Source organism: Asticcacaulis sp. P2_B1, assembly GCF_056404915.1.
Genome location: NZ_JBFUDD010000003.1, coordinates 504203 through 526143 on the forward strand (window position 1 = coordinate 504203; position 21941 = coordinate 526143).

General features: G+C 60.4%; 14 protein-coding genes and 1 other RNA gene. 7 read left to right on the top strand and 8 right to left on the bottom strand.

What is annotated here, in order from left to right:
* The first annotated feature begins 52 nt into the window (after positions 1–52).
* The 4 genes from AC1DX3_RS11460 (at position 53) to AC1DX3_RS11475 (ending at position 4891) form a co-directional block, all read left to right on the top strand.
* Entirely contained in the window at positions 53–2329 is a 2277-nt protein-coding gene (locus tag AC1DX3_RS11460; protein ID WP_476989411.1) for an ATP-dependent helicase, read from the top strand.
* An 80-nt stretch (positions 2330–2409) separates the two neighbouring features.
* Positions 2410–3678 carry a cytochrome P450 gene (locus AC1DX3_RS11465; RefSeq protein ID WP_476989412.1) on the top strand — a complete coding sequence of 423 codons (1269 nt, stop codon included), beginning with the start codon at positions 2410–2412 and terminating at the stop codon, positions 3676–3678.
* Entirely contained in the window at positions 3675–4508 is an 834-nt protein-coding gene (locus AC1DX3_RS11470; protein WP_476989413.1) for a peptidylprolyl isomerase, read from the top strand. The genes AC1DX3_RS11465 and AC1DX3_RS11470 overlap by 4 nt, the downstream gene beginning before the upstream one ends.
* Entirely contained in the window at positions 4505–4891 is a 387-nt protein-coding gene (locus tag AC1DX3_RS11475) for a RusA family crossover junction endodeoxyribonuclease (protein WP_476989414.1), read from the top strand. Before AC1DX3_RS11470 ends, AC1DX3_RS11475 begins: the two co-directional genes overlap by 4 nt.
* Here the strand turns inward: AC1DX3_RS11475 and AC1DX3_RS11480 are convergent.
* From AC1DX3_RS11480 to ssrA, 5 genes are all read right to left on the bottom strand, one after another.
* The gene (locus tag AC1DX3_RS11480; protein WP_476989415.1) at positions 4851–5756 is read right to left on the bottom strand and encodes a DUF72 domain-containing protein; all 906 of its coding nucleotides are present in this window, start codon (positions 5754–5756) and stop codon (positions 4851–4853) included. The genes AC1DX3_RS11475 and AC1DX3_RS11480 overlap by 41 nt on opposite strands.
* 67 nt (positions 5757–5823) lie before the next feature.
* Positions 5824–8157 (bottom strand): serine hydrolase domain-containing protein, encoded by a 2334-nt coding sequence (locus AC1DX3_RS11485; protein WP_476989416.1) that lies wholly within the window; start codon positions 8155–8157, stop codon positions 5824–5826.
* A gap of 200 nt (positions 8158–8357) precedes the next feature.
* Positions 8358–8909, bottom strand: coding sequence for an SspB family protein (locus AC1DX3_RS11490; protein WP_476989417.1), 552 nt, complete (start codon positions 8907–8909; stop codon positions 8358–8360).
* Between the two features lie 99 nt (positions 8910–9008).
* Positions 9009–10433, bottom strand: coding sequence for a hypothetical protein (locus tag AC1DX3_RS11495; RefSeq protein ID WP_476989418.1), 1425 nt, complete (start codon positions 10431–10433; stop codon positions 9009–9011).
* A 155-nt stretch (positions 10434–10588) separates the two neighbouring features.
* Positions 10589–10952: a transfer-messenger RNA gene (gene ssrA / locus AC1DX3_RS11500) on the bottom strand.
* A gap of 112 nt (positions 10953–11064) precedes the next feature.
* Between ssrA and AC1DX3_RS11505 the strand changes: the two genes are divergently transcribed.
* Entirely contained in the window at positions 11065–11661 is a 597-nt protein-coding gene (locus tag AC1DX3_RS11505) for a DUF4142 domain-containing protein (protein WP_476989419.1), read from the top strand.
* A 100-nt stretch (positions 11662–11761) separates the two neighbouring features.
* Here AC1DX3_RS11505 and exaC read toward each other — a convergent pair whose 3' ends face one another.
* The gene (gene exaC / locus AC1DX3_RS11510; RefSeq protein ID WP_476989420.1) at positions 11762–13279 is read right to left on the bottom strand and encodes an acetaldehyde dehydrogenase ExaC; all 1518 of its coding nucleotides are present in this window, start codon (positions 13277–13279) and stop codon (positions 11762–11764) included.
* A 212-nt stretch (positions 13280–13491) separates the two neighbouring features.
* Between exaC and AC1DX3_RS11515 the strand changes: the two genes are divergently transcribed.
* Complete coding sequence (locus tag AC1DX3_RS11515) at positions 13492–14526, top strand: GAF domain-containing protein (RefSeq protein WP_476989421.1); 1035 nt, start codon at positions 13492–13494, stop codon at positions 14524–14526.
* 304 nt (positions 14527–14830) lie between these two features.
* Here AC1DX3_RS11515 and AC1DX3_RS11520 read toward each other — a convergent pair whose 3' ends face one another.
* On the bottom strand, positions 14831–15673 hold the full coding sequence (locus AC1DX3_RS11520) for a methyl-accepting chemotaxis protein (protein WP_476989422.1): 843 nt from the start codon (positions 15671–15673) through the stop codon (positions 14831–14833).
* 107 nt (positions 15674–15780) lie between these two features.
* Positions 15781–17130, bottom strand: a complete 1350-nt coding sequence (locus AC1DX3_RS11525; protein WP_476989423.1) for an MFS transporter — start codon at positions 17128–17130, stop codon at positions 15781–15783.
* 283 nt (positions 17131–17413) lie between these two features.
* Between AC1DX3_RS11525 and AC1DX3_RS11530 the strand changes: the two genes are divergently transcribed.
* Positions 17414–21940: a M10 family metallopeptidase C-terminal domain-containing protein gene (locus tag AC1DX3_RS11530; RefSeq protein WP_476989424.1), complete on the top strand. Its 4527-nt coding sequence runs from the start codon at positions 17414–17416 to the stop codon at positions 21938–21940.
* Position 21941 lies beyond the last annotated feature (1 nt).

Below are 21941 nucleotides of genomic sequence, written 5' to 3' on the forward strand. Positions count from 1 at the left end.
CGCATAATTCTAACTTGGCGAAGCCGGCAACTATGATTAAGTGAGAACAATCATGGAACCTGTTCTTACCACATCGCAAAAAGCCAGCGTCAATGCCGGCGCTAAATCGTCCTTTTTCGAGGGACTGAACGCCGAGCAGGAAGCCGCCGTGCGCGCCACCGAAGGCCCCGTCCTGGTCCTCGCCGGCGCCGGCACAGGCAAGACGCGCGTATTGACCACCCGTATCGCCCATATCCTCAGCCAGGGTTTGGCCCGGCCGTGGGAAATCCTCTGCGTAACCTTCACCAACAAGGCGGCGCGCGAAATGCGCGAACGCACCGAGCGGCTGATCGGGCCGTCGGCCGAAGGTTTGCAGAATCTCGGCACCTTCCACTCGATCGCCGCTCAGATACTGCGCCGCCATGCCGATTTAGTCGGGTTGAAATCAAGCTTCACCATTCTCGACGACGACGATCAGGTGCGTTTGCTCAAGGGTATTTTCGAACAGGAAAACATCGACCAGAAGCGCTATACGCCGAAGAGCTTCGCCTGGCAGATCGATCAGTGGAAGAACAAGGGCCTGACGCCCGAAAAAGTCAAGGGTGAGGGGGCGGAGTTCGGCGGCAATAAGGGCCAGAAGCTCTATCAGATGTACCAGGACCGGCTGCGCATCCTCAATGCCTGCGATTTCGGCGACCTGCTGTTGCACAATCTCGATATATTGACCAAGCACGCGGATATCCTCGAGCGCTATCACCAGCGCTTCAAATATATCCTGGTCGACGAATATCAGGATACCAATATCGCCCAGTATCTATGGCTGCGCCTGCTGACCAATGCCACACGCAACCTGTGCTGCGTCGGCGATGACGACCAGTCGATCTATGGTTGGCGCGGCGCTGAGGTCGACAATATCCTCAAATTCGAGCGCGACTATCCCGGCGCCAAGATCGTCCGCCTGGAACGTAATTACCGCTCGACCCAGCATATCCTCGGTGCGGCGTCCGGCCTGATTAAGGCCAACACGGCGCGTCTGGGCAAGACTTTGTTCACCGACCAGGTCGGCGGCAACAAGGTTCAGGTCCAAGGTATCTGGGACGGCGCCGCCGAAGCCCAGTTCGTCGCCGAGGATATCGAGCGCTTCAAGAAATCCGGGCGCAAATATGCCGACATCGCCATCCTCGTTCGGGCCTCCTTCCAGATGCGCGCCTTCGAAGAGCGCTTCGTCATGCTGCAGATCCCGTATATCGTTGTCGGCGGTCCGCGCTTCTTCGAACGCGCTGAAATCCGCGACGCCATCGCCTATATGCGGTTGATTCAGTCGCCCGACGACGACCTGGCCTTCGAGCGAATCATCAACGTCCCCAAGCGCGGCATCGGCGACGCCTCGGTGCAGAAGCTGTTGCAGCAGGCGCGCCTCGCCGGGGTCAGCGTCATGACCGCCGTGCGCGACTTGGTCGATTCCGACGAATTGCCGGCGCGCACGCGGACACCGCTCATCGCCTTTTTGCGCGACTTCGACCGCTGGACGCACCTAGCCACCGAGGTTCGCGCCGAGCTCCTGCTTGATACCGTCCTGACCGATACCGGCTATTACGACATGCAGCGCGCCGACAAGACGTCCGGCCAGACGCGCCTCGATAACCTGAAGGAACTCGGCGACTCGATGGCGGCCTTCGACAATCTCGAAGCCTTCTTGGAACACGTCTCTCTCGTCATGGATCTGGAGCGCGACAACGGTTCCAACAGCGTGCGTCTGATGACCCTGCACGCCGCGAAGGGGCTGGAATTTCCCGTGGTTTACCTGCCGGGCTGGGAGGAGGGCATCTTCCCGTCGCAACGCTCGATGGACGAAAACGGCCTGCGCGCCTTGGAGGAAGAACGCCGCCTGGCCTATGTCGGCCTGACGCGCGCTCGCGAAGAGGCGAAGGTCAGTTTCGTCGCCAACCGCCAGGTCTATGGCCGCTGGACCAATCAGATCCCGTCGCGTTTCGTCGACGAAATGCCGATCGAGAATGTCGAGGCGACGTCGCAGACCGGTTACAATGCGCCCGGCTGGCAAAGCCAGGAATCGCGCTGGGACCGTGCCGGCTATCAACCCAACTATACGAAACGCAAAGACGACGAAGTCGGCGGGGTAGATATGAGCCGCCTGGCCCCCCGGCCGACGCCACATCGCATTCCGATCGCAGCCAAGCCGGCCAGCAAGAATTTCGTTCTCGGCGAACGCGTTTTTCACGTCAAGTTTGGCTATGGCATGATTACCAACGTCGACGGCAACAAGCTGATCGTTGACTTTGAAACCTCCGGCGAGAAGAAAGTGATCGACAGCTTCGTTGACCGGGCATAGGTTTATGTTGCGCCCGCGAACGTGATTTTGTAACAGTGTCGTCATAAAGGCGCGGACGGCGCCGTGAGGAGTATCATTTGATGCCGATCGAGACGCAAACACAGACCGCTGAAAAGGTTCATGTTCCCCGTCTTCTGCTGTTCGAATATTCCGAACTGAACCCCGCCCTGCGGGCCGATCCGCATGCCATTTTCGATCCTCAGAGGGCGGAGCGTCCGGTCGAACACGACGGCATGATCCCGGCGATGCTGCTCACCGGATATTTTGTTGGCCGCGAGGCCCTGATGGATCGCAGCCTGTCGCGCAATTTCGACGACGCAGCGCCTGAAAACCCGGTCATCGCCAATGTCCGCCGGCTCAATGCCGCCATGGCCGCTGAATTCGGCCGCCACGATTCCATGCTGACGCTTGACGATCCCGACCATGCGCGGGTGCGCAGCATCGTCGCCGAAGCCTTTCTGAAGCGTGCTGCCGGCGCGCAAGGCCTGGTTTCCCAGATCATTGACGAACGGCTGGAGGCCATGGCGGCCAAAGGCAGTTTCGATGCCGTCAACGACTATGCGGCGCAAATCCCGATTCGCGTCCTGGGAAGGATCCTCGGCTCGCCACCCGAGATGTTCGACCTACTGAAGACCTGGACCGAGTCGGGCCAATTGGCCTTCGATCCGACCAAGTCGGCGGAGCAGGAAAAGCTGGCCCTGGATGGCCGCCGCGGCATCCTCAGCCACTTCAAGGCCCTGATGGACGAACGCCGGGCCGAGCCGAAGGACGACCTGGTCAGCGACCTGCTGGCGGCGCGCGCCAAGGGTGCAGCCATCGACGACAACGAAATTCTCTTCAACCTGTTTGCCCTGCTGGTTGCCGGTCATTTGACCACGGCCGATCTGATCGGCAACGGCATCCACCTGCTATTGACCCATGACGAGGCCCGTCAGGCGATCGCGGAGGACCCGAGCCTGATCGGCGGCGCCGTCGAGGAAATCCTGCGTTACGAGCCGCCGATCTCCTTCTCGGCGCGCTTCGCCAAGCAGGACGGCGTCTCGGGTGGTTGTCCGTATCACAAGGGCGACGCCCTGGTGGTCAGCCTGCTGGCGGCCAATCGCGACGACAAGCGCATCAACGATCCGCATCTTTTCGACGTCCGCCGTCGCCCCAATCCGCACCTGGCCTTCGGCGCCGGCGCCCATATCTGCATCGGTGCGCCGTTGGCTCGTATCGAAGGCCAGATGGCGATCGGCCGGCTATTCGCGCGCTTCCCTAATCTGCGCAAGGCCAGTGATGCCGCACCCGACTGGCGTGCCGTGCCCGGCGTGCGCGGTTTGGCGCGTCTCGATGTGCTGACCTCGTGAAGCATTTCCTGGCTTCCAGTTTGATGATGGCCGTGCTGGCCGCGACGTCAGCCGCGGCACAGCCGAACACCGCGCTAACCTACCATGACTGGAAACCAGCTGACCCTGACAACACCCTGGTCGTCGATACCTCCAAGGGCCGGATCTTCGTCGAACTGCATCCGGAAATGGCGCCGAAGGCCGTTGAGCGTATCAAGCTGCTGGCGCGCCGCGGCACCTATGACGGTCTGCTGTTTCACCGCGTGATTGCGGGCTTCGTCGCCCAGGCCGGCGATCCCGGCAATCACGACGGCGGTAAGACCGAACTGCCCAATCTCGACCCCGAATTCACCTTCCGCCTGCCGATCGATCTGCCACGTAAGATCGCCGCCCGACCTGCCGGGCTGTCGGAAGGCTTTATCGGCGCCATGCCCTATGTCTCGGTTAGCGAGACAGCCCGGCCGCCGCGCGACGATCATACCCTCTATGCCTGGGCGACCCAATGCGCTGGCGTCTTCGCCATGGGACGCGACGAAGCGCGCGACTCGGCCAATAGCGAGATCTATTTCATGCTCGCCGCCTATCCGGGTCTCGACCGCAACTATACTCCGGCCGGGCGCGTGATTTCCGGGCCTGAGGTGCTGCACAGCTTGGCGGTCGGCGAGCCGCCGGAGCACCCCGACGCTCTGGTCAAGGTCCAGGTCTTAGCCGACATGCCGAACCCGCCGCATATCGAGGTGTTGGACACGCAAGGACCTGAGTTTGCCGCCTTGATCGATCAGGCGCGCGCCGCCAGGGGCGCCGATTTTTCCGTTTGCGACGTCGACGTGCCCTACCGGATTGTGCCGTGACCGACTGGATCCAGAGCGGCAAGGTCAAGGCGCGCGAGACGTCAGAAGGTATCGAAATCTATATCGACGGCCTGACCACTCAGGGGCGCTATTACAAGCCCCTGGTCTATGAGTTCTTCCGCAAGGAATGGAAGGGCAGCCGCCCGGCCTGGGGCGATTATGCCGTCGAAATCCGCATGGAACATATTGGCGATCCGCCATGGATGGACCTCGACAATCTGGCCAAGGCCCTGCTCGACGCCATCAAGGGCTTTGTTTTCCACGATGATAGCCAGGTGGCCCGCCTATTGGTCGAACGCCACCCCGGCAACCGCGAGCAAATCCATATCCGGGTCTATGCGCTTAAGCGGTCAGCATCGACGTCAGAGTCCGCGCATTCTTGATGGCGTTGATGTTGTAATCGTTGTTGAAATAGATCCAAACACGCTTCGCGCCGCTGGCCTTGATCTTGTCGGCCCAGGCCTGCAATTCTGCGTCACTATAGTCGTAAAGGTACCATTTATCGACACCATGAAAGCGGACATAGATCTCGTCCGCCGTCCGGACAAGGTCGTCTGGCAGGCCCGGTCCGCTACAGGCACAAAAGATGATGTTGTGGGCACGGAATGCGGCATAGACCTCGTCGTTCCACCAACTGGCGTGGCGCAGTTCGACGACATTGCGCCGGCCGGGTTGGAGTTGAGACACGATGCTGTCCAGGCGCTCGGGCGAGTAGTGATAGCTCGGCGGTAATTGAAACAGGAAACAGCCCATATGCGGCCCAAGCGCATCAGCGATATAGCCGAAGTCCTCGATCAGGCCTTTGACGTCGTCGAACTGGCGGACATGGGTGATTAGTTCGGACGCCTTGACGGTATAGACGAAGTCCGTGTCCTCGATCTGCTTCAGCCAAGTTTTGACGGTATTGACGGTTGGCCAAGCATAAAACGGCGCATTCAATTCGACCGTGTTGAACTGGCTGCGATAATAGGCAAACCAGTCGCTGGTCGGCATCTGGCTGGGGTAGAACTTGCTCTTCCAGTCCCAATAAAACCAGCCGGAGCAGCCGATATTCAGGGCCGGCAGGTTGTCATTGTCGTTGCGCGCCAAGCCGGCTTCGATGCGTGCCTTATGCATCTTCTCGGCGCGTAGAGGATTGAGTTCACGCTGCTTAGCGCGGCGTTCGGCCTTCTTGGCCCGGCGAGCGGCCTTGCGCGCCTTGAGCTCGTCCGCCGTCAATTTGGGTTTGTCGAACGCCTGATCGTCCACGACCGCACCTTTTTAGAACCAGGTCCCAACCATCGATCAGAAAAAATCAAACTTCAATGAGCTTGGCTCACCAGCTCCACGGTTCCAGCGCGCCCCAGAAACCGAGTACGGCGATGTAGAACAGCCAATAGACCAGCAGCAAGGCGTGAGCGATCTTCTGCCACAAGGCCCAGCCTTCGCCATAGCGGCCGTTTTCGTTATAGACGAAATAGTAGGTGGCCGCCTGATAGAGCGTACCGAGCGTCGCGACCAGGGCCAGCCATGACGCCAGTTGCACCTGACCGCTGGGCCAATGGGTAAACAGCGATGTCGGGTTGTCGGCCAGATGCGACTTCCACGAATTGAAGGTGAAGATGGCCACGATCCACAACAGGGCGAGGCCCGCCGAGACGATCGAGGCGCGCGCCTGTTCGGTCGTCGGCCGCTCATGGCGCGACGGACCCTTGGCGAGGGATATCCACACCACGACGCAGGTGCCGATCATGAACAGGGTTAGGAGGCCCACCGTCTCGGGGCTATGGATCCAGCCGACACGCTCGTAGCGGCCGAGATTGGTCTGGGTTTCGAACGCGGCGACCTGGGTGCCGGCGGTATTGAAGATGAAGTGCAGCCCGCCGGTTTGTTGCGCCGGGCCGGGGTCTTCGCTGTCCTGCTGATTGAAGAAGCCCTGGGCACTGGCCGGCACAAAGGCTGAAATGCCGTTCTGGGTGGTCAGGATAAGGCGGCCATCCTGGTCGACACTGACCTCGACCGTGTTGATCAGGCGCGTAATGGCGCCTTCCAGCCCGCCATAGGCGCGCCGCGTCGCGACGTACTGGCCTTTGAGCGCCTGGTAATAATCCTTGTGGCCCGCATAGGCCATGTTGGCGGTCGGCATCAAAGGTGGCCGCACCAGATCGCCTTCCAGATGGTCGAGCAATAGATTGGGATAGCTTTCGGCCATATTGGCGCCGGTTTGGGTATTGGTGCTGATAAAGATGCCGAGATTGAGCTCCGGCACGATGACCAGGTTGGAATTGAACCACAAGGTGGCGCCGCCATGGCCGTAGGTCGTGTAGCCCGACGGGCTCTGGCGGATGACCAGGCCCGATGCCCAGCCGTTATAGCCCTCGGGCATTTTCAGCATCGGCGTGCGGAAGGCGCGCGCCGAGTCGGGGTTATAGAGCTGGATGCCGTCGATCTGGCCGTTGCCGAGCATCAGGGCCATGAAGCGCGCCATGTCCTTGGCAGTCGACGAACCCCCCAGGGCGCCCGACAGCGGCAGGGCGTGGTCGAAGGGTTGCGCCTCATAGGTGGCGCCGTCCCAGATAAAGCCGTCCGACAGATCTTGAGTCAGGACACCGGACAACGGCGCAGGCAGGTTCTCGGCCTGGCTGAGCTCGGTGGGATAGGGTTCGCGCAGGGAGGTATGATCCATGCCCAGCGGCTGGAAGATGCGCGCCTCCATCAGGCTCGGTACGTCCTTGGCCTTGGCGGTTTGGGTCAGGGCGCTGGCGGCCATCGCGGCGCCGAAATTGGAGTAGGAACTGAATTCGCCGGGATTGCGCACCCGCCGTGGCTTGTGGCGGCGGAAATAGGTGTCGATACTGGCCATGTGCGCGCCGTTCAGCTGGAACAGATGGCCAAGCGACGTGTCTTCATAACCGGCCGTATGGTCCATCAGCGAGGCCAGGGTCAGCGGCTTGTAACGGCGGTCCTCACTGAAAATGTCGGCTGGCAGATAGGTGGCGATCGGGGCATTGAGCTTGATGCGGCCGGCTTCGATTTCCTGGCGTGCTACGATCCAGGTAAAAGTCTTGGTCACCGAACCGATGCGGAACAGGCTGTTGCCGGGATCGACACGGCGCGCCGGCGATAGCCGGTCATAGCCGTAGCCCTTGACCAGGATGGGCGTATTGCCCTGGACGACGGCGACAGTGACGCCCAACACGTGGTCGCGCTGCATCAGGGTGCGCACGACCGAGTCGGTAAAGGTCTCGATGTCGTCGGCGCTGATCGGCGTTGTGGCGCCATGGACGCCGGGCGTTACCGGCGCTGGGATCGGCAGGACGGGAGCGGGCGCCACGACCGCCGGCTTGGCCGGCGCCGTGCTGGCGACCGTGGTGCCATAGGGCAGGGGCTGTCCTGGAAGCGGTGCAACAGGTTTCGGCGACGAGGCGCCGGTCGACGTCGTGACCGCCGGTTTGGGTTTTGGCTTTTTCGGCGCCGCGCTCGATGCGCTGCTGGAAGCTGACGAGACCGATGGCGGGGTGGGCGACGACGCAGACGCTGAAACCGAAGCCGGCGGGACGAAGGGACGCAGAACCGGCTCGACGGCGGAGGTTGCCGTCTCGGCCTGTTGCGTAACGGCCGGCCCGGCGGCGAAGGGGGCGCCCGCCAGCACTGTGATCAAGGCCGCCATAACGGTTCGCCTTGCCGTCACGAAGTCAATTCGCCAAGCCATTCTGTGCCAAATCCCGATGCGCAAAGCCGATTTTTGCCGCGAAACCTATCCTAAACCGGCGACGGTCGCGGTATGCGCGGAGTATGCCGAAATTCTAGGCGATTCTTGCGACATGAGTCGGTCTTTTTCCGACGGCACCAGACTATTTTTTGACCAGACTATTTTTTGCGGAACTGATCCAGCGATACGATCTTGGGCGCGTCGTCACCGGCCGCCGGCTTTTCAGCTTCGGCGACGATCTCGGCAATGTCAGCGCCGATATCAGCCTTCGGCGTTTCCGGCGCCTCTTCGGTCTCGCCGTCGATAGCGTCCAGGTCCTGGGTCAGAGCGGCCGGATCGTCGACTTCGAATTCCAGCATGAACTGGGCGTGCGGGTCATGGAAGCGGGTAATGGCGCCATAGGGCACGGTCAGGATCTTGGGGGCGCCGCCGAAGGTCAGGGTCACGCGCATGAAATCGTCGGTGACGCGCAGGTCCTTGAACTGATGCTGCAGCACGATGGTGATTTCGAAGGGGTAACGCGCCAGCAGGTCGGGCGGGATCGACACGCCGGGCGCCCGGGTCAGGAAGGTGATGTAGAAATGATGCTCGCCGGGCAGGCCGGCCGGTGCGGCGGCGCGCAACAGGGCCTGACGGATGACGCCGCGCAGGGCGTTCTGCGTCATGCCGGCATAATCCATCTGATCGACGATGATCTGCTCTTCGGACATAGCCACCTTCGTGTTTATTGTGCAACTGCGGTGAGACTTAGCACGCCCGTCCGTAAACGGAACAGCAAATTGCTGTGAAGCCTAAATTTAGCGCGCCGGCTAGGGCATTGGCACGCCGTCGCGGACATGGACAATGGCGCGGTCGTCAGCATAGAGGCGATGCCAACCCGGCATATGGTCCATGGCCCGGACAGCCAGATCGTTCGGCTTCAGGATGGTCCAGGTAATGCCGTACTGCTGCAGGGTCGGCGCCAGATCGGCCGGTTTGCCTGAGGATATATCGGCATAGTGATTGAGGAAAACCGGGCCATACATATCGGCGCGGCTGTCGACAAAGGGGCGGATGCCGGCATGAATAAGGTAGCCACCGAAGCTGTAGGCGCTGAACACCGGCTGCGACTTCAGCGAGGCGGGCACGGCGCGGATAGCGGCGTAGGGGTTCTTGGCGTTGATCGGCTCATTCATCGGCACCAGCAGGCGCAAGGCGACCAAAGGCGCAACGGCGGCGGCGAGAACGACAGCCAAGGCAGGACGGTTGAGCTTTTCAGCAGGGGTTATGGTCTGATTGAAACTGTCGCCCAGCGGCTTGGCGAGGGTCAGCACGGCCATCATGCCCAGGATCAGTTCGTGGCGCTGGCTGGACAGGCTCATATAGAGGAGGCCCAGCAGGGTCAGCCCGCGAATGATGCCGATCCTGGGTTTCTGGCGGAACCAGACGATGACCAGGGCCAGGACGGCGACGCTCAGCGGCTGGGGCTTGTTGAGCTCCAGGGGTGACCATTCCTGGATGCCGGTGACGCCGGGCATCAGGATCAGCTTGATCGGAAACAGCAAGCCTTCGAGGCCGAACGGGGTGATCAGGCTGACGATGAGCGCGGCAAGGCCGAAGCCGCCCCACCCCAAGATAACCGATGTGCGTCGCGCAGGTGCGGCGCCCAGCAGGGCCTCAAGGGCGAACGGGCAGATCATGGCCAGGCCAATGATGAAACTGCCGTGCATATTGGCCCATAACAGCATGGGCGCAAGCAGCCACCATTTTGGCGCGCGATTCTCCTCACGCGCCCTGAGCAGGCCGGCGAACCACAGCACCATCAGGGGCGTGACGAAGATATGCGGCCGCGCCAGCAGGTGCGGCCCGGCCAGAGTCAAGCCGCCCAAAACGGTTAGCCATAACGGCAGGCCTTTCATGTGCCGCGCCGCCTCGTGCGCCAGCAGCCCGGCGCTCAAGCCACAGGCCGCGGCGGTCAGCAGCATCAGGCCGCGCCACTGCGCCAGCGAAAAGGCCAGGCTCATCAGCACTTCGGACAGCCATTCATGGGCCGTCCACGGCTTGCCGGCATAGGTCAGGGAAAACGGATCGACATGCGGTACGGCACGGTGCGCGATCATCCAGTCGCCGGCCGAGACGTGCCACCAGGAGTCTGAGTCGTTAAGGACGATCGACGGCCACATCACCATGGCGAAAATCGCCAGCCCGATAAGGACGGGAGGCGTTAACACGGCTTTGAAATCGCTGGCTTTCATGCCGCGACCTTAACCATGGTATTTTAAGATAGGGTGAAGTGGCAGGCTTCTGTTGCCAGGCGGCATTTTCCCGCTCACGGCCGAGGGCCTCCGCGAGGGCGGCGCAATAGCGCCGACGCCCGGTCGGGCGTTTGCAGGCGCTCATAATGTGGTGAAGTGGCAGGCTTCTGTTGCAAGGCGCCTGCCGGGCCCCGCCTGGAGGGCTTAATCTCCAGGAGTTGTAGGCGTGGAATTCACACCCGTCGCATTACGCGGCGAGAGCCATTTCCGGAGCGAAGTTATCGTTCGCAGTTAAAAAATGAGGCGATCACAGAGCCTCACACTGAGGGAAAGCTTCACCTTTACACGCCTGTCGATGCTGATCGGCCCCATAAAAATCCTCATAAAAGCAGAGGGATGGTGGAGCCGCCGGGAATCGCACCCGGGTCCAGTTCGCTTATTACGTGGGCGTTTATCCCCATAGTCGGGCCGAAACCCGACACCAACAATATAGGGTGTCCGTGGCGAAAGGGGAAGGGGAAAGCGCGGCTCTTACCAACTCTTTGCAAGCCATGGCGATTACCGCCCCGCGTTTTTATGACGGCCCTGATAGCGTCCGCCCCACGATTAACCCCGCCTACAGGATACCTCCATGACCAACTTCAAATCCCCCATCAAGGCCGCCATTTCCGCAATTGCCCTGGTTGCCGCCGTCGGCGCCCTGGCCGGCTGTTCCCCGAAAACCAGCGACACCGCCGAGAGCGTAGCCTCGGACGCTGGTGCCGCCGTCTCCGATGCCGGTGCCGCCATTTCTGACGCTGTGACGCCCGACAGCCCGCAGGATTTCACCACCAAGGCCGCTATCGCCAATATGTTCGAGATCGAAACCAGCAAGCTGGCGCTGAAGCAAGGTACCCGTGCCGACGTCAAAACGTTTGCTCAGCAGATGGTCGATGACCACACCAAGGCCGGCAAGGCCTTCAAGACGGTCCTGGCCACCGACACCGCCGTCACGGCGCCGGCCGCGCTCGACGATGATCACCAGAAGAAGCTCGACGACCTGAAGGCGAAGGCCAAGGGCGACGACTTCGACAACGCCTATATCAGCGCCCAGAAGGATGCCCACGGCGACGCTGTCAGCCTGTTCGATAACTATTCCAAGAACGGCACTGATGCGGCTCTGAAGCAATTCGCCGCAGACACCCTGCCGACCTTGCAATCCCACAAGGATATGATCGACAAGATGTAATCCTAACCGCCTTGCGACGAAAGATATGCCCGCCTCTGCGAAGAGGCGGGCATATCTTTATTAGAACAGGCGAGGGGACATGTCCCCTCGACCCCGAAACTTAGAAAAAGCCGACCTTGGCGGGCGCGTAAGAGACTAAAAGATTCTTGGTTTGCTGGTAGTGTTCCAGCATCATCTTGTGGTTCTCGCGCCCGATACCCGATTGCTTGTAACCGCCGAAGGCCGCATGCGCCGGATACTGGTGATAGCAATTGGTCCAGACGCGCCCAGCCTGGATGCCGCGCCCGGTGCGATAGGCCAAGTTCATATCGCGCGTCCAGACACCGGCTCCCAACCCATAGATCGTGTCATTGGCGATCTCGATGGCTTCCTCGACCGTTTTGAAGGTCGTCACCGACACGACCGGCCCGAAGATTTCCTCCTGGAAGACGCGCATCGAATTGTTGCCTTCGAAGATGGTCGGTTTGACATAGAAACCGTTCTTCAGATCGCCGTCGAGAATATTGGCCTCACCGCCGGTCAGCACCTTGGCGCCTTCATTCTTGCCGATTTCGAGATAGCGCAGGATCTTGTCATATTGTTCCTGCGACGCCTGGGCGCCGATCATCGTGCCGTGGTGCAACGGGTCGCCCTGAGTGATGGCCTCGACGCGCTTGATGGCGCGCTCCATGAAGCGGTCATAGATCGATTCCTGCACCAGGGCCCGCGACGGGCAGGTGCAGACCTCGCCCTGGTTCAGGGCGAAGAAGGCGAAACCTTCCATGGCCTTGTCGAGGAAGGCGTCGTCCTCGGCCATGACGTCGGCGAAGAAGACGTTCGGTGACTTGCCGCCCAGTTCCAGCGTAATATTGGTCAGGTTGTTCGAGGCATAGCCCATGATCGCCTTCCCGACGGCGGTCGAGCCGGTAAAGGCGATCTTGGCGATCCGCGGGCTGGTCGCGAGCGGCTTGCCGGCTTCAAGGCCGGTGCCGGAAACGATGTTGAGCACGCCCGGCGGCAGCAGGTCCTGGATGAATTCCATCACCACCAGGATCGAAGCCGGGGTCTGCTCGGCCGGCTTGAGCACAATGCAGTTACCGGCGGCCAGCGCCGGAGCGATCTTCCACGCCGCCATCAAGATGGGGAAGTTCCACGGTATGATCTGACCGACCACGCCCAGCGGCTCATGGAAATGATAGGCGACCGTATCGTGATCGAGCTCGGAAATACCGCCTTCCTGGGCGCGGATGCAGCCGGCGAAATAGCGGAAATGGTCGACGGCCAGCGGAATATCGGCATGGGTCGTTTCGCGCAGCGGCTTGCCGTTGTCCCAGGTCTCGGCTTCGGCAATAACGGCGAGATTGTCCTGGATGCGTTGGGCGATGGCCAGCAGGATGTTGGAGCGTTCGGTGACGCTGGTGCGGCCCCAGGCGTCCTTGGCCTTGTGCGCAGCGTCGAGCGCCAACTCGATATCCTCGGCCGACGAGCGCGGTACTTCGCAGATTTTCAGCCCATTGACCGGCGAGATATTGTCGAGATAGCGGCCCTGGACGGGCTCGATCCACTCGCCGCCGATGAAATTGCCGTAGCGCGTCTTGAACGGTGTGCCCGCTTCGATCAGGCGTTCGAATTTCGTCATGATATCCTCCTGTATTGAGCGGCCGATATGCCGCGTCTTATGGAGAAAGGCTGCGCCCTGAGGCAATTTCGGGCAAGGGCGGGACACCTTGTCTCAGTCCAATCACGGCATTTTCGATGGACTTTTTTCGCTTTGCAGCGCTACCCTGTCGCTTGAAACGACAGCAAAAAGTCGACTGTCGCAAACTGCGACACTCCAGCAGGAAACCCGGTTTGGCCACACCCGACCCGACACAGATTCAAAAGGCGCGCGAAGTCTTTTTCGCGGGCAAGGGCTTGCCGGTCGACCACATCGGCCACGCGGTGCTGCGTTCGTGGATCCGCTGCGCCGATATGGGCCTTGATGCCGAAGCCTTGCCGGCGATCGATGCGCCGACCGCTTCCGAACTGCGGCTGCTGCAGGAAAAGCACGAAGCCCTGCGCCGCATCTGTCGGCCGGAGCTCGACGCTCTCTATACCGAAGCCCGCGAAATTTCCGGCATCGTTATCCTCACCAATGCCCGGGGCGAGATCCTCGACGCTGTCGGCGACGCCACTTTTGCCGACAAGGCCGCTCAGGTGGCTTTACGGCCGGGCGCCCAATGGTCGGAGGACGGCACCGGCACCAATGCCATCGGCACGGCCCTGGCTRAGCGCCGCGCCGTCGTCGTCAACGGCGCCGAACACTATTTCCACGGTCACGAAGGCCTGACCTGCGCCGCCACGCCGATCATCGATCCGCGCGGCGCCATTGTCGGCGTGCTCGACATCTCCTCGCCGGCCTCACAGCAGAACGGTCACGTGCTCGGCATGGTGCGCATGGCTGTCGAACAGATCGAACACCGGCTGTTCCGTGGCGGCTTCGATGGTTGCGAGACCTTGCGGTTTCAGACCGATCCCAACCTGCTGGGTGTCGCCCGCGAAGGCATATTGGTGGTGAAGGACGGGGTGGTCGTCGCCGCCAACCGCCGCGGCCTGTCCCTGGTCGGCAGGAGCTGGGATGGGTTGGATCAAATGCGCGTCGACGATATTTTTGACTCAGGCCTGACATCCAGCCGGCTGCGCACCCATGACGGCCGCGAGTTTTTCGCCCAGATGGATGGTCACGCTCCGATCGGACCCGCCGCGCCGCAACTGAGCCTGGAAGACATCGAATTGTCGAGCATCCGCCAAGCCCTGGACGCGCATAATGGCAATGTCAGCGCCGCCGCCCGCAGTCTCAATATCCACCGCAGCACCATTTACCGCCGCTTGGGCGATCTGGCTTAAACCAAGGGCGCATGGGTTTGCCCCGTTGCCGTCGGCCGCCGAAAGAGATTCGGAGTAGCTGTGGCCCGATTCCAGGAAAACCCACACTCCGAATGTCAAACCGCCGGCCGTTCATGGTCATAAATGGCTCGGCCGGTGTCTAGCCGATGCATACCTGCCGCCCCTCAACAAAGGTATTATATTACTTTTTGTACGTGGCTGGTTCGCCATTCGGAGTGCGGGTTTTCCTGGAACAGGGCCACAGCTACTCCGAATCTCGCCGCCCGCCATTTTGTAAGCCGACGGCGGGGATCTGCCCTTGGCATTAGTCCAAAAGGATTTCGCGCAGCTTGAGCTCTTCCCGATGCTCGGCTTCGCGTTTTGCCGCCGCCAGCCGCTCGGCCTCGACGGAGCGCTCCTTGAGCACGGCCAGGGCTTGCCAAACGCTGGACACTTCGTCCGTGCCGCCACGGGCGGACATGGGCACATTATAATCGCCCTGCGACGTGCGCACGATGGCCGAGGCAATGGCGCGCAATGGCCCGGTGATAAAGTGCGAGACGATCCACACGGTCAGGCCCATCATCATGACGATCCCGATCAGGGCGGTGAGGAAAAAGTCGCTGGCGCGCTTGTCGCTGTAGTTGCCCGCTTCGATCTTGGCGGCGGCGAGGTTGGTGCGCGTCGTCTGGACCAGGTTTTCGACCTTGGTCTGGAAAGCGATGCGCTCCGGGCGATTACCCGTGCTGAGATTGTAGGCATCTTCGACATGGCCGGAGCTGGCCAGGCGCGCCACTTCGCGGCGTACGGCGATGAAGCGCGTCGCGTCGTTGCTGATGGATGTCAGCTGCGGCCGGTCGACAGGCGGAGCCATGGTGTTCCATTCGCTCAGCAGGCTTTCCATGTCGTCGAGGCTTTCGTTCAATCCCTTGACGAAGCCGGCCAGTTCTTCGGGCTGGCGGGCGATGTAGAGCCCGCGCGTTTCCATCACGACATTGCTGACCATGTGATTGAGCCGTTCGCCGCGCCACGCACTGTCATAGGCGTGGTCGTAGCTTTTCATCATGCGGTTATAGTCGGCGATGGTGACCAGCCCCAAGGCGGTCACCGCCATGGCCATGACGGCGAAACAGCCCACCAGGGCGAGAATCCGGGCGCGGATCGACATGATGAAAACCTCCGTAGTACGCTGACTTTTTTGTCAAGCTACCCGGAAAGGTTTAGGATTTCGTATTATATGAACGACCCATGAGCGTGACTCATGGGTCGTCGGTATTACAGTACTTCGGGGATGAACTCGTTGCGTTTAAGCTTCGGGCTCAGCAGATGGATGACGCCGAAGGCCGCCAGATAGGTGAAGGCCGCGATGGCGAAAATGATCTCGTAGCTGTGCGTGGTTTCCAGGATGAAGCCGACGAATTTCGACATGAACATGCCGCCGATCGCCCCAGCCATGCCGCCGATACCGATGACCGAGCCGACCGCCGAGCGCGGGAACAGGTCAGACGGCAAGGTATAGACATTGGCCGAAAACGCCTGGTGCGCCGCTGCCGCCAAACCGATGATCAGCACGGCCGTCCACAGGTCATGAACGCCTTGGGCGAACAGCATGGGCAGGACCATCAGGGCGAAGACAAACAGGGTGATCTTGCGCGCCGCATTGACCGACAGGCCGCGCTTGATCAGGGTCGAGGACAGCCAGCCGCCGGCCACGCTGCCGATATCGGAAAGCAGGTAAATGGCGACGATCGGCGGACCGAACGAGCTGATATCGAGGCCGTAACGCTTATGCATGAAGTCGGGCAGCCAGAACAGGTACAGCCACCAGATCGGATCGATCATGAATTTGGCCAGGGCGAAGACCCAGGTTTCCTTGACGAATACGAGCTTCAGCCACGGCACCTGCGTCACCTTGTCGGCCGGGTCGCTTTGGATCAGGGCCAGTTCGGCGGCGCCGACCTTGGTGTGCTCGGTCGGCCGGCGATAGACCAGCCACCACACGACGACCCAGATCATGCTGGCGAGGCCGGTGAGATAGAAGGCGCCGCGCCAGCCCCAGCCCAGCCCGTCCATGTGCAATTTGACCGAGCCGAAATTCATGTTGACGACACCGAGCGCGATCATCGGCACGACGAGGGGGGCGATAATGGCGCCGATATTCGAGCCGGCGTTGAAGACGCCCGCTGCCAAAGCGCGTTCGCGCTGCGGGAACCATTCGGTCACGGCCTTGATGCTGGACGGGAAGCTGCCGGATTCGCCGATACCCAGAGCGGCGCGGGCCAGGATGAACTGAAAGCCGGAGGTGACGGCGCCGGTCAAGGTGTGGGCCAGGGTCCAGATGGAAAAGGCGACCGTGTAGCCGACCCGGGCTCCGACCTTGTCGAGGATGCGGCCCCACGCCACATAGCCCAGCGCATAGGCGGCCTGGAACCAGAAGACGACATTGGCATAGCCGTTTTCATCCCAGCCGAACTCCTGCGACAGGGGTTCCTTAAGGCCGGCAATCGTCTGACGATGGACGTAATTGATGGCAATCGCCGCCAGCAACAGACTGCATATGACCCAGCGATAATTGCCAGCCCGCTGCGCGGCGGCCGTGGTGACCGCCTCCTTGTCCGTTGCCATGTACGTCTCCGTCCTGATTTTATATAGGCGGCATCAAATTATACCCGAGGCCTCATGGCAATAGGCAATATTGTGACACCGGTGTCAAGACGGAAGTCTTTGAGGGTTTGCGGCTAAATTGCGGCTAACTTTTCAATGCCGACTTTTATGATCTTTTGCGATCGCTCCATCGGGTGTAGATCAAGGACGTGACTTAACAGCGGGCTTGGGCGGCGGCGCGGGCAGCTATGTATTGCATCGGTAGAGTTTCATCAAAAACCCCCGTAACATTCAGGCTTATTCCATGCGCAAATTTTTCAATCTCGAAGCGGCCTCCGCCGGACTTTCCCGTATCGACGGCGGCGATTCCGCAGCCATGATGATTCCCCTGGCGGATTTCGCCCCCCCGGCGCCAGTGACGGTCATGCCGGTTCAGGATCTTTCGGTCACCTACGCGGTCAAGGATGTGCCGCTCGTTTCCAGCCTCGGTCCAACGGACGCGTTCGCGCCCGGAGTCCTGCCCGGAACTCCGCACGACGGTTTGCCGCGAACCTATACGGCCGCCGCCCGCACGGGCATTACCGATGCATCCGCCCCGGGACTGACCGAAAAGTTGGTTGAGTATCAGGAGAATGGCACCTGGCATTTCAGCGGCAATCAGGACACGGACGCCGTCCTGTTCGGTTCAAAATGGTCGATTACCGACCTGACCTATAGCTTCCCGGTCGACAATACGCATTACAACACGCCCTATTACAATCCCGACCTGCCGCTCCATCAGGTTCCGCTGAACGCCGCCCAGCAATTGGCCGCGCAATATGCCTTTGGTCTAGTTTCGGGTTATACCAGTCTCACCTTTACCCAGGTCACGGAGACCGACACGGTTCACGGTAATATTCGTATTTCACAAACTTCCAGCACCAGTGAGGCCTCCGCGGAGGGCAATTTCCCCGGCAGCGACGCCTCAGACGGCGACATCTGGTTCGGCCAGACCAATCAACCCTTTTACCTGACACCCAATATCGGCAATTGGGGCCAGGCGACCATGATGCATGAAATCGGCCATACCATGGGGTTGAAGCATGGCCACGACAACTATACGAGCTTCGATTTGACGGTCGGCGGCTACCTTGACGGTCCGGGACCATTTTACGGGACGGCCGCCTTGCCGCACGACCACGACGGTCAGGCCTGGTCGCTGATGACCTACCGTTCCGATCCAGGTAACGCGGTGGTTTTCGAAGGCGATCAATTCAATCAGCCGCAAACCTACATGCAGGACGACATTGCTGCCCTGCAATATCTCTACGGTGCCAATTTTACGACCAATGCCACGGATTCGGTCTACACAGTCTCCGAAACGACGGGGGAGATGTTTATCAATGGCGTGAGCCAAGGCGATCCGGATGGCAATAAGGTCTTCCGCACCGTCTGGGACGGTAGTGGCAACGATACCTACGACTTCAGCAATTTCACCGGCAGTCAGAGCATCGATTTGCGCGCCGGTGGCTGGTCGACGTTTAATACGGCTCAACTGGCGAACAATCGCGCCCATAGTGGCGGCGTCAATTATGCGCCCGGCAATATCGCCAATGCGTTGCTTTATCAGGGCAATACCCAGTCCTTGATTGAAAATGCCATCGGGGGCTCAGGCAATGACAAGATCGTAGGCAATGAAATTTCCAACACGTTGACCGGCAATGACGGCAATGACCTGCTGGATGGCGGCGGTGACGCTGACAACATGATCGGCGGACTCGGTGACGACACTTACTTTGTCGACAATGCCGCTGATTTTATTCAGGAATATGCGGGCCAGGGCAATGACACGATCGCCACTGTCTTCACCGTTGACCTTAACGGCACCAACATCGAAAATGCCGTCCTGCTGGGATCCGCCGATATCAACGCCACGGGCACCAACGGCCCCAATGTTCTGGTCGGAAATAGCGGCGTCAATATTCTGACGGCGGGCATCGGCAACGACACCCTGGATGGCGGTGCTGGCGCCGACACCATGATCGGTGGCGCGGGTGCCGACACCTATTATGTCGACAATGTCGGAGATGTCGTGACCGAGGCCAGTGGCGAAGGTACGGATACGGTCAATTCGACCCTGTCCTATACCTTGGCGACAAATTCCGAAAACCTTACCCTGCTCGGCAACGCGAACATCGACGGTACGRGCAATTCGGTCGCCAATATCATAACCGGCAATGGCGGCAGCAATGTTCTGATGGGCGGCGGCGGAACGGATACCCTGAACGGTGGGGTATCGGATGGTGGGGACATTATCGATGTCGGCCTCCCCGTACACAACACCATCGCCAATGCGCTGGCGATCAGTTACGCCGATTTTTCGCGCCGCGCCGACGCCAATATCGAAAACTCAACCACTGTGGACCATGCCACGGTCGTTTCGACCGGCGACGGCAGCTATCGCATGTATGCCATCACGGTGACGGCGGCGGGGGTTGTCGGGACATTCGATATCGACAACACTGTCTCGCTCGATACCTTTGTGCGCGTTTATAATGCCGGCGGCACACTTGTCGTCAGTGGTGATGACGATAATAACCTGACGGATGGCGGCGGCGGCAGCACGACAACGACCGACTCCTTTTTCCATTACACCTTCTTGGCGGCCGGCACCTATTATGTCGAAGTCGCGGCTTACAACCACGTAGTCATTCCCAACGGATCAGGTTTCGAGTTGAATATTTCGCTGGCGGGCAACGGTGTGCCAGCCGGTGCCAACGCCGATACGCTGGATGGCGGCACCGGCGCCGACACCATGACCGGCGGAGTCGGCAATGATACCTATTTTGTCGACAATGCCGGGGACAATGTCGTCGAACTGACCGGCGAAGGCGCCGACACGGTCAACAGCTCGGTGACCTATTCGCTGAGTGGCCGCTATGTCGAAACCTTGATCCTGACAGGTTCGGCGGCCGTCAACGGAACGGGCAATTCGCTGAACAATTCCATCTACGGCAATTCGGCGGTCAATACCTTGGACGGAGGTTCCGGTAACGACAACCTGGACGGCGGCATGGGCGCCGACATCATGAAGGGCAGCTTCGGCGACGACGGCTATTTCGTCGACAATATCGGCGACCAGGTCATCGAGAACGCCAACCAGGGCACCGATTTGGTCCAGACCTCGGTCAGCTATACCCTGGGCGTCAATGTCGAAGATCTCACCTTGCTGGACTCCGGCAATATCAACGGTACGGGCAATGCGGCCGACAATATCATTTATGGCAATGGCGGGGTCAATACCATCAATGGTCAGGACGGCAACGATCACCTCGACGGCCAAGGTGGCGCCGACGTCATGAAGGGCGGGGCTGGCGACGACTATTTCTATGTCGATAATGTCGGCGATAATGTCATCGAAATGAACGGGGAGGGAACAGACACCATCTATTCGCAGGTCACCTACACCCTGGCCGGTCGCTTCGTCGAATATCTTTACCTCAGCGGCGTTGCCGATATTAACGCCACCGGCAACGGCCATGACAACACCATCTACGGCAATTCTGGCGCCAACACGCTGGATGGCGGGGCCGGCAATGACTCCCTTGCCGGCTTGGGCGGTACCGATATCATGAAGGGCGGGTTGGGGGATGACAGCTTCTTTGTGGACGATGTTACCGATCAGGTGATCGAAGCCAGTGGTGAAGGTAACGACACCATCTATGCCACAGTCTCGTACGGCCTCGCCGGCACCTACGTCGAAACCCTGCACTTGCAAGGCAGCGCCATTAATGCCACTGGCAACAGCCAGGCGAACAATCTTTATGGCAACTCCGGCAACAATACGCTCGACGGCGGCATCGGCGCTGATGTCATGGCCGGTGACATCGGCAATGACACCTATATCGTCGATAATACCGGCGACACGGTGAATGAAAATTTCGCTGCCGGCACCGATACCGTCCAGAGCTCGGTTACATTTACGCTCGGCGCGAACCTGGAAAACCTGACGCTCACCGGCAGCGGCGCCATCAACGGGACCGGTAACGGTCTGAACAATATGATCACCGGTAATGGCGGCGCCAATATCATCGACGGCGGGGTAGGTGGCGATACCATGTCCGGATTTGGCGGCAACGATACCTATTACGTCGACGATGCCGGCGACACCGTTACCGAGAGCGCAGGCGGCGGGACGGACATCGTCTATTCAACCGTCACCTTCACCCTGGCCGGCCAGCAGATCGAAAACCTGACCCTGATGGGCGCAGGTAATATCAACGCCACGGGTAACAGCTTGGCCAATATCATCATGGGGAATGGTGGCGAAAATATCATCAACGGTGGAAGCGGGGCCGACACCATGAAGGGCGGGGCCGGGAACGACACCTACTACGTCGATAATGCCGGTGATTCCGTTACGGAAGGCTCCGGTGAGGGCACCGACATTATCTATTCTTCGGTGTCCTACAGTCTGGCCGGCAAGCAGGTCGAGAATATGACCATCAACGGCACCTCAGTCGTCAATGCCACAGGCAACAGCCTGGCCAATATCCTGATCGGCAATAATGCCGTCAACACGATCGACGGCGGTTTTGGCGCCGATAACCTGACCGGGCACGGCGGGGCCGACATCTTCCTGTTCGGCACGTCGAGCGGCGCGGATACGATTACCGACTTCTCGGCGGCGCAAAACGACAGCATCAATGTCAACGCCTACACCCACGGCACCGCCCATGCGGCCTACATCGTTCAGGTCGGCGGCGACGTCCAGATCAATCTCGGCGGCACGAACGTCATTACCGTCACGAGCGCGAGTGTCGCCGACGTGTCAGCCCATATGGTTTGGTAGT

Excerpts from the sequence above, each read along its gene's own strand:
- AC1DX3_RS11490 (WP_476989417.1), bottom strand. The coding sequence starts at position 8,909 with ATGTCCGAAGAGCAGATCATCGTCGATCAGATGGATTATGCCGGCATG.
- AC1DX3_RS11505 (WP_476989419.1), top strand. The coding sequence starts at position 11,065 with ATGACCAACTTCAAATCCCCCATCAAGGCCGCCATTTCCGCAATTGCC.
- AC1DX3_RS11465 (WP_476989412.1), top strand. The coding sequence starts at position 2,410 with ATGCCGATCGAGACGCAAACACAGACCGCTGAAAAGGTTCATGTTCCC.
- AC1DX3_RS11495 (WP_476989418.1), bottom strand. The coding sequence starts at position 10,433 with ATGAAAGCCAGCGATTTCAAAGCCGTGTTAACGCCTCCCGTCCTTATC.
- AC1DX3_RS11525 (WP_476989423.1), bottom strand. The coding sequence starts at position 17,130 with ATGGCAACGGACAAGGAGGCGGTCACCACGGCCGCCGCGCAGCGGGCT.
- AC1DX3_RS11520 (WP_476989422.1), bottom strand. The coding sequence starts at position 15,673 with ATGTCGATCCGCGCCCGGATTCTCGCCCTGGTGGGCTGTTTCGCCGTC.
- AC1DX3_RS11460 (WP_476989411.1), top strand. The coding sequence starts at position 53 with ATGGAACCTGTTCTTACCACATCGCAAAAAGCCAGCGTCAATGCCGGC.
- exaC (WP_476989420.1), bottom strand. The coding sequence starts at position 13,279 with ATGACGAAATTCGAACGCCTGATCGAAGCGGGCACACCGTTCAAGACG.
- AC1DX3_RS11485 (WP_476989416.1), bottom strand. The coding sequence starts at position 8,157 with ATGGCGGCCTTGATCACAGTGCTGGCGGGCGCCCCCTTCGCCGCCGGG.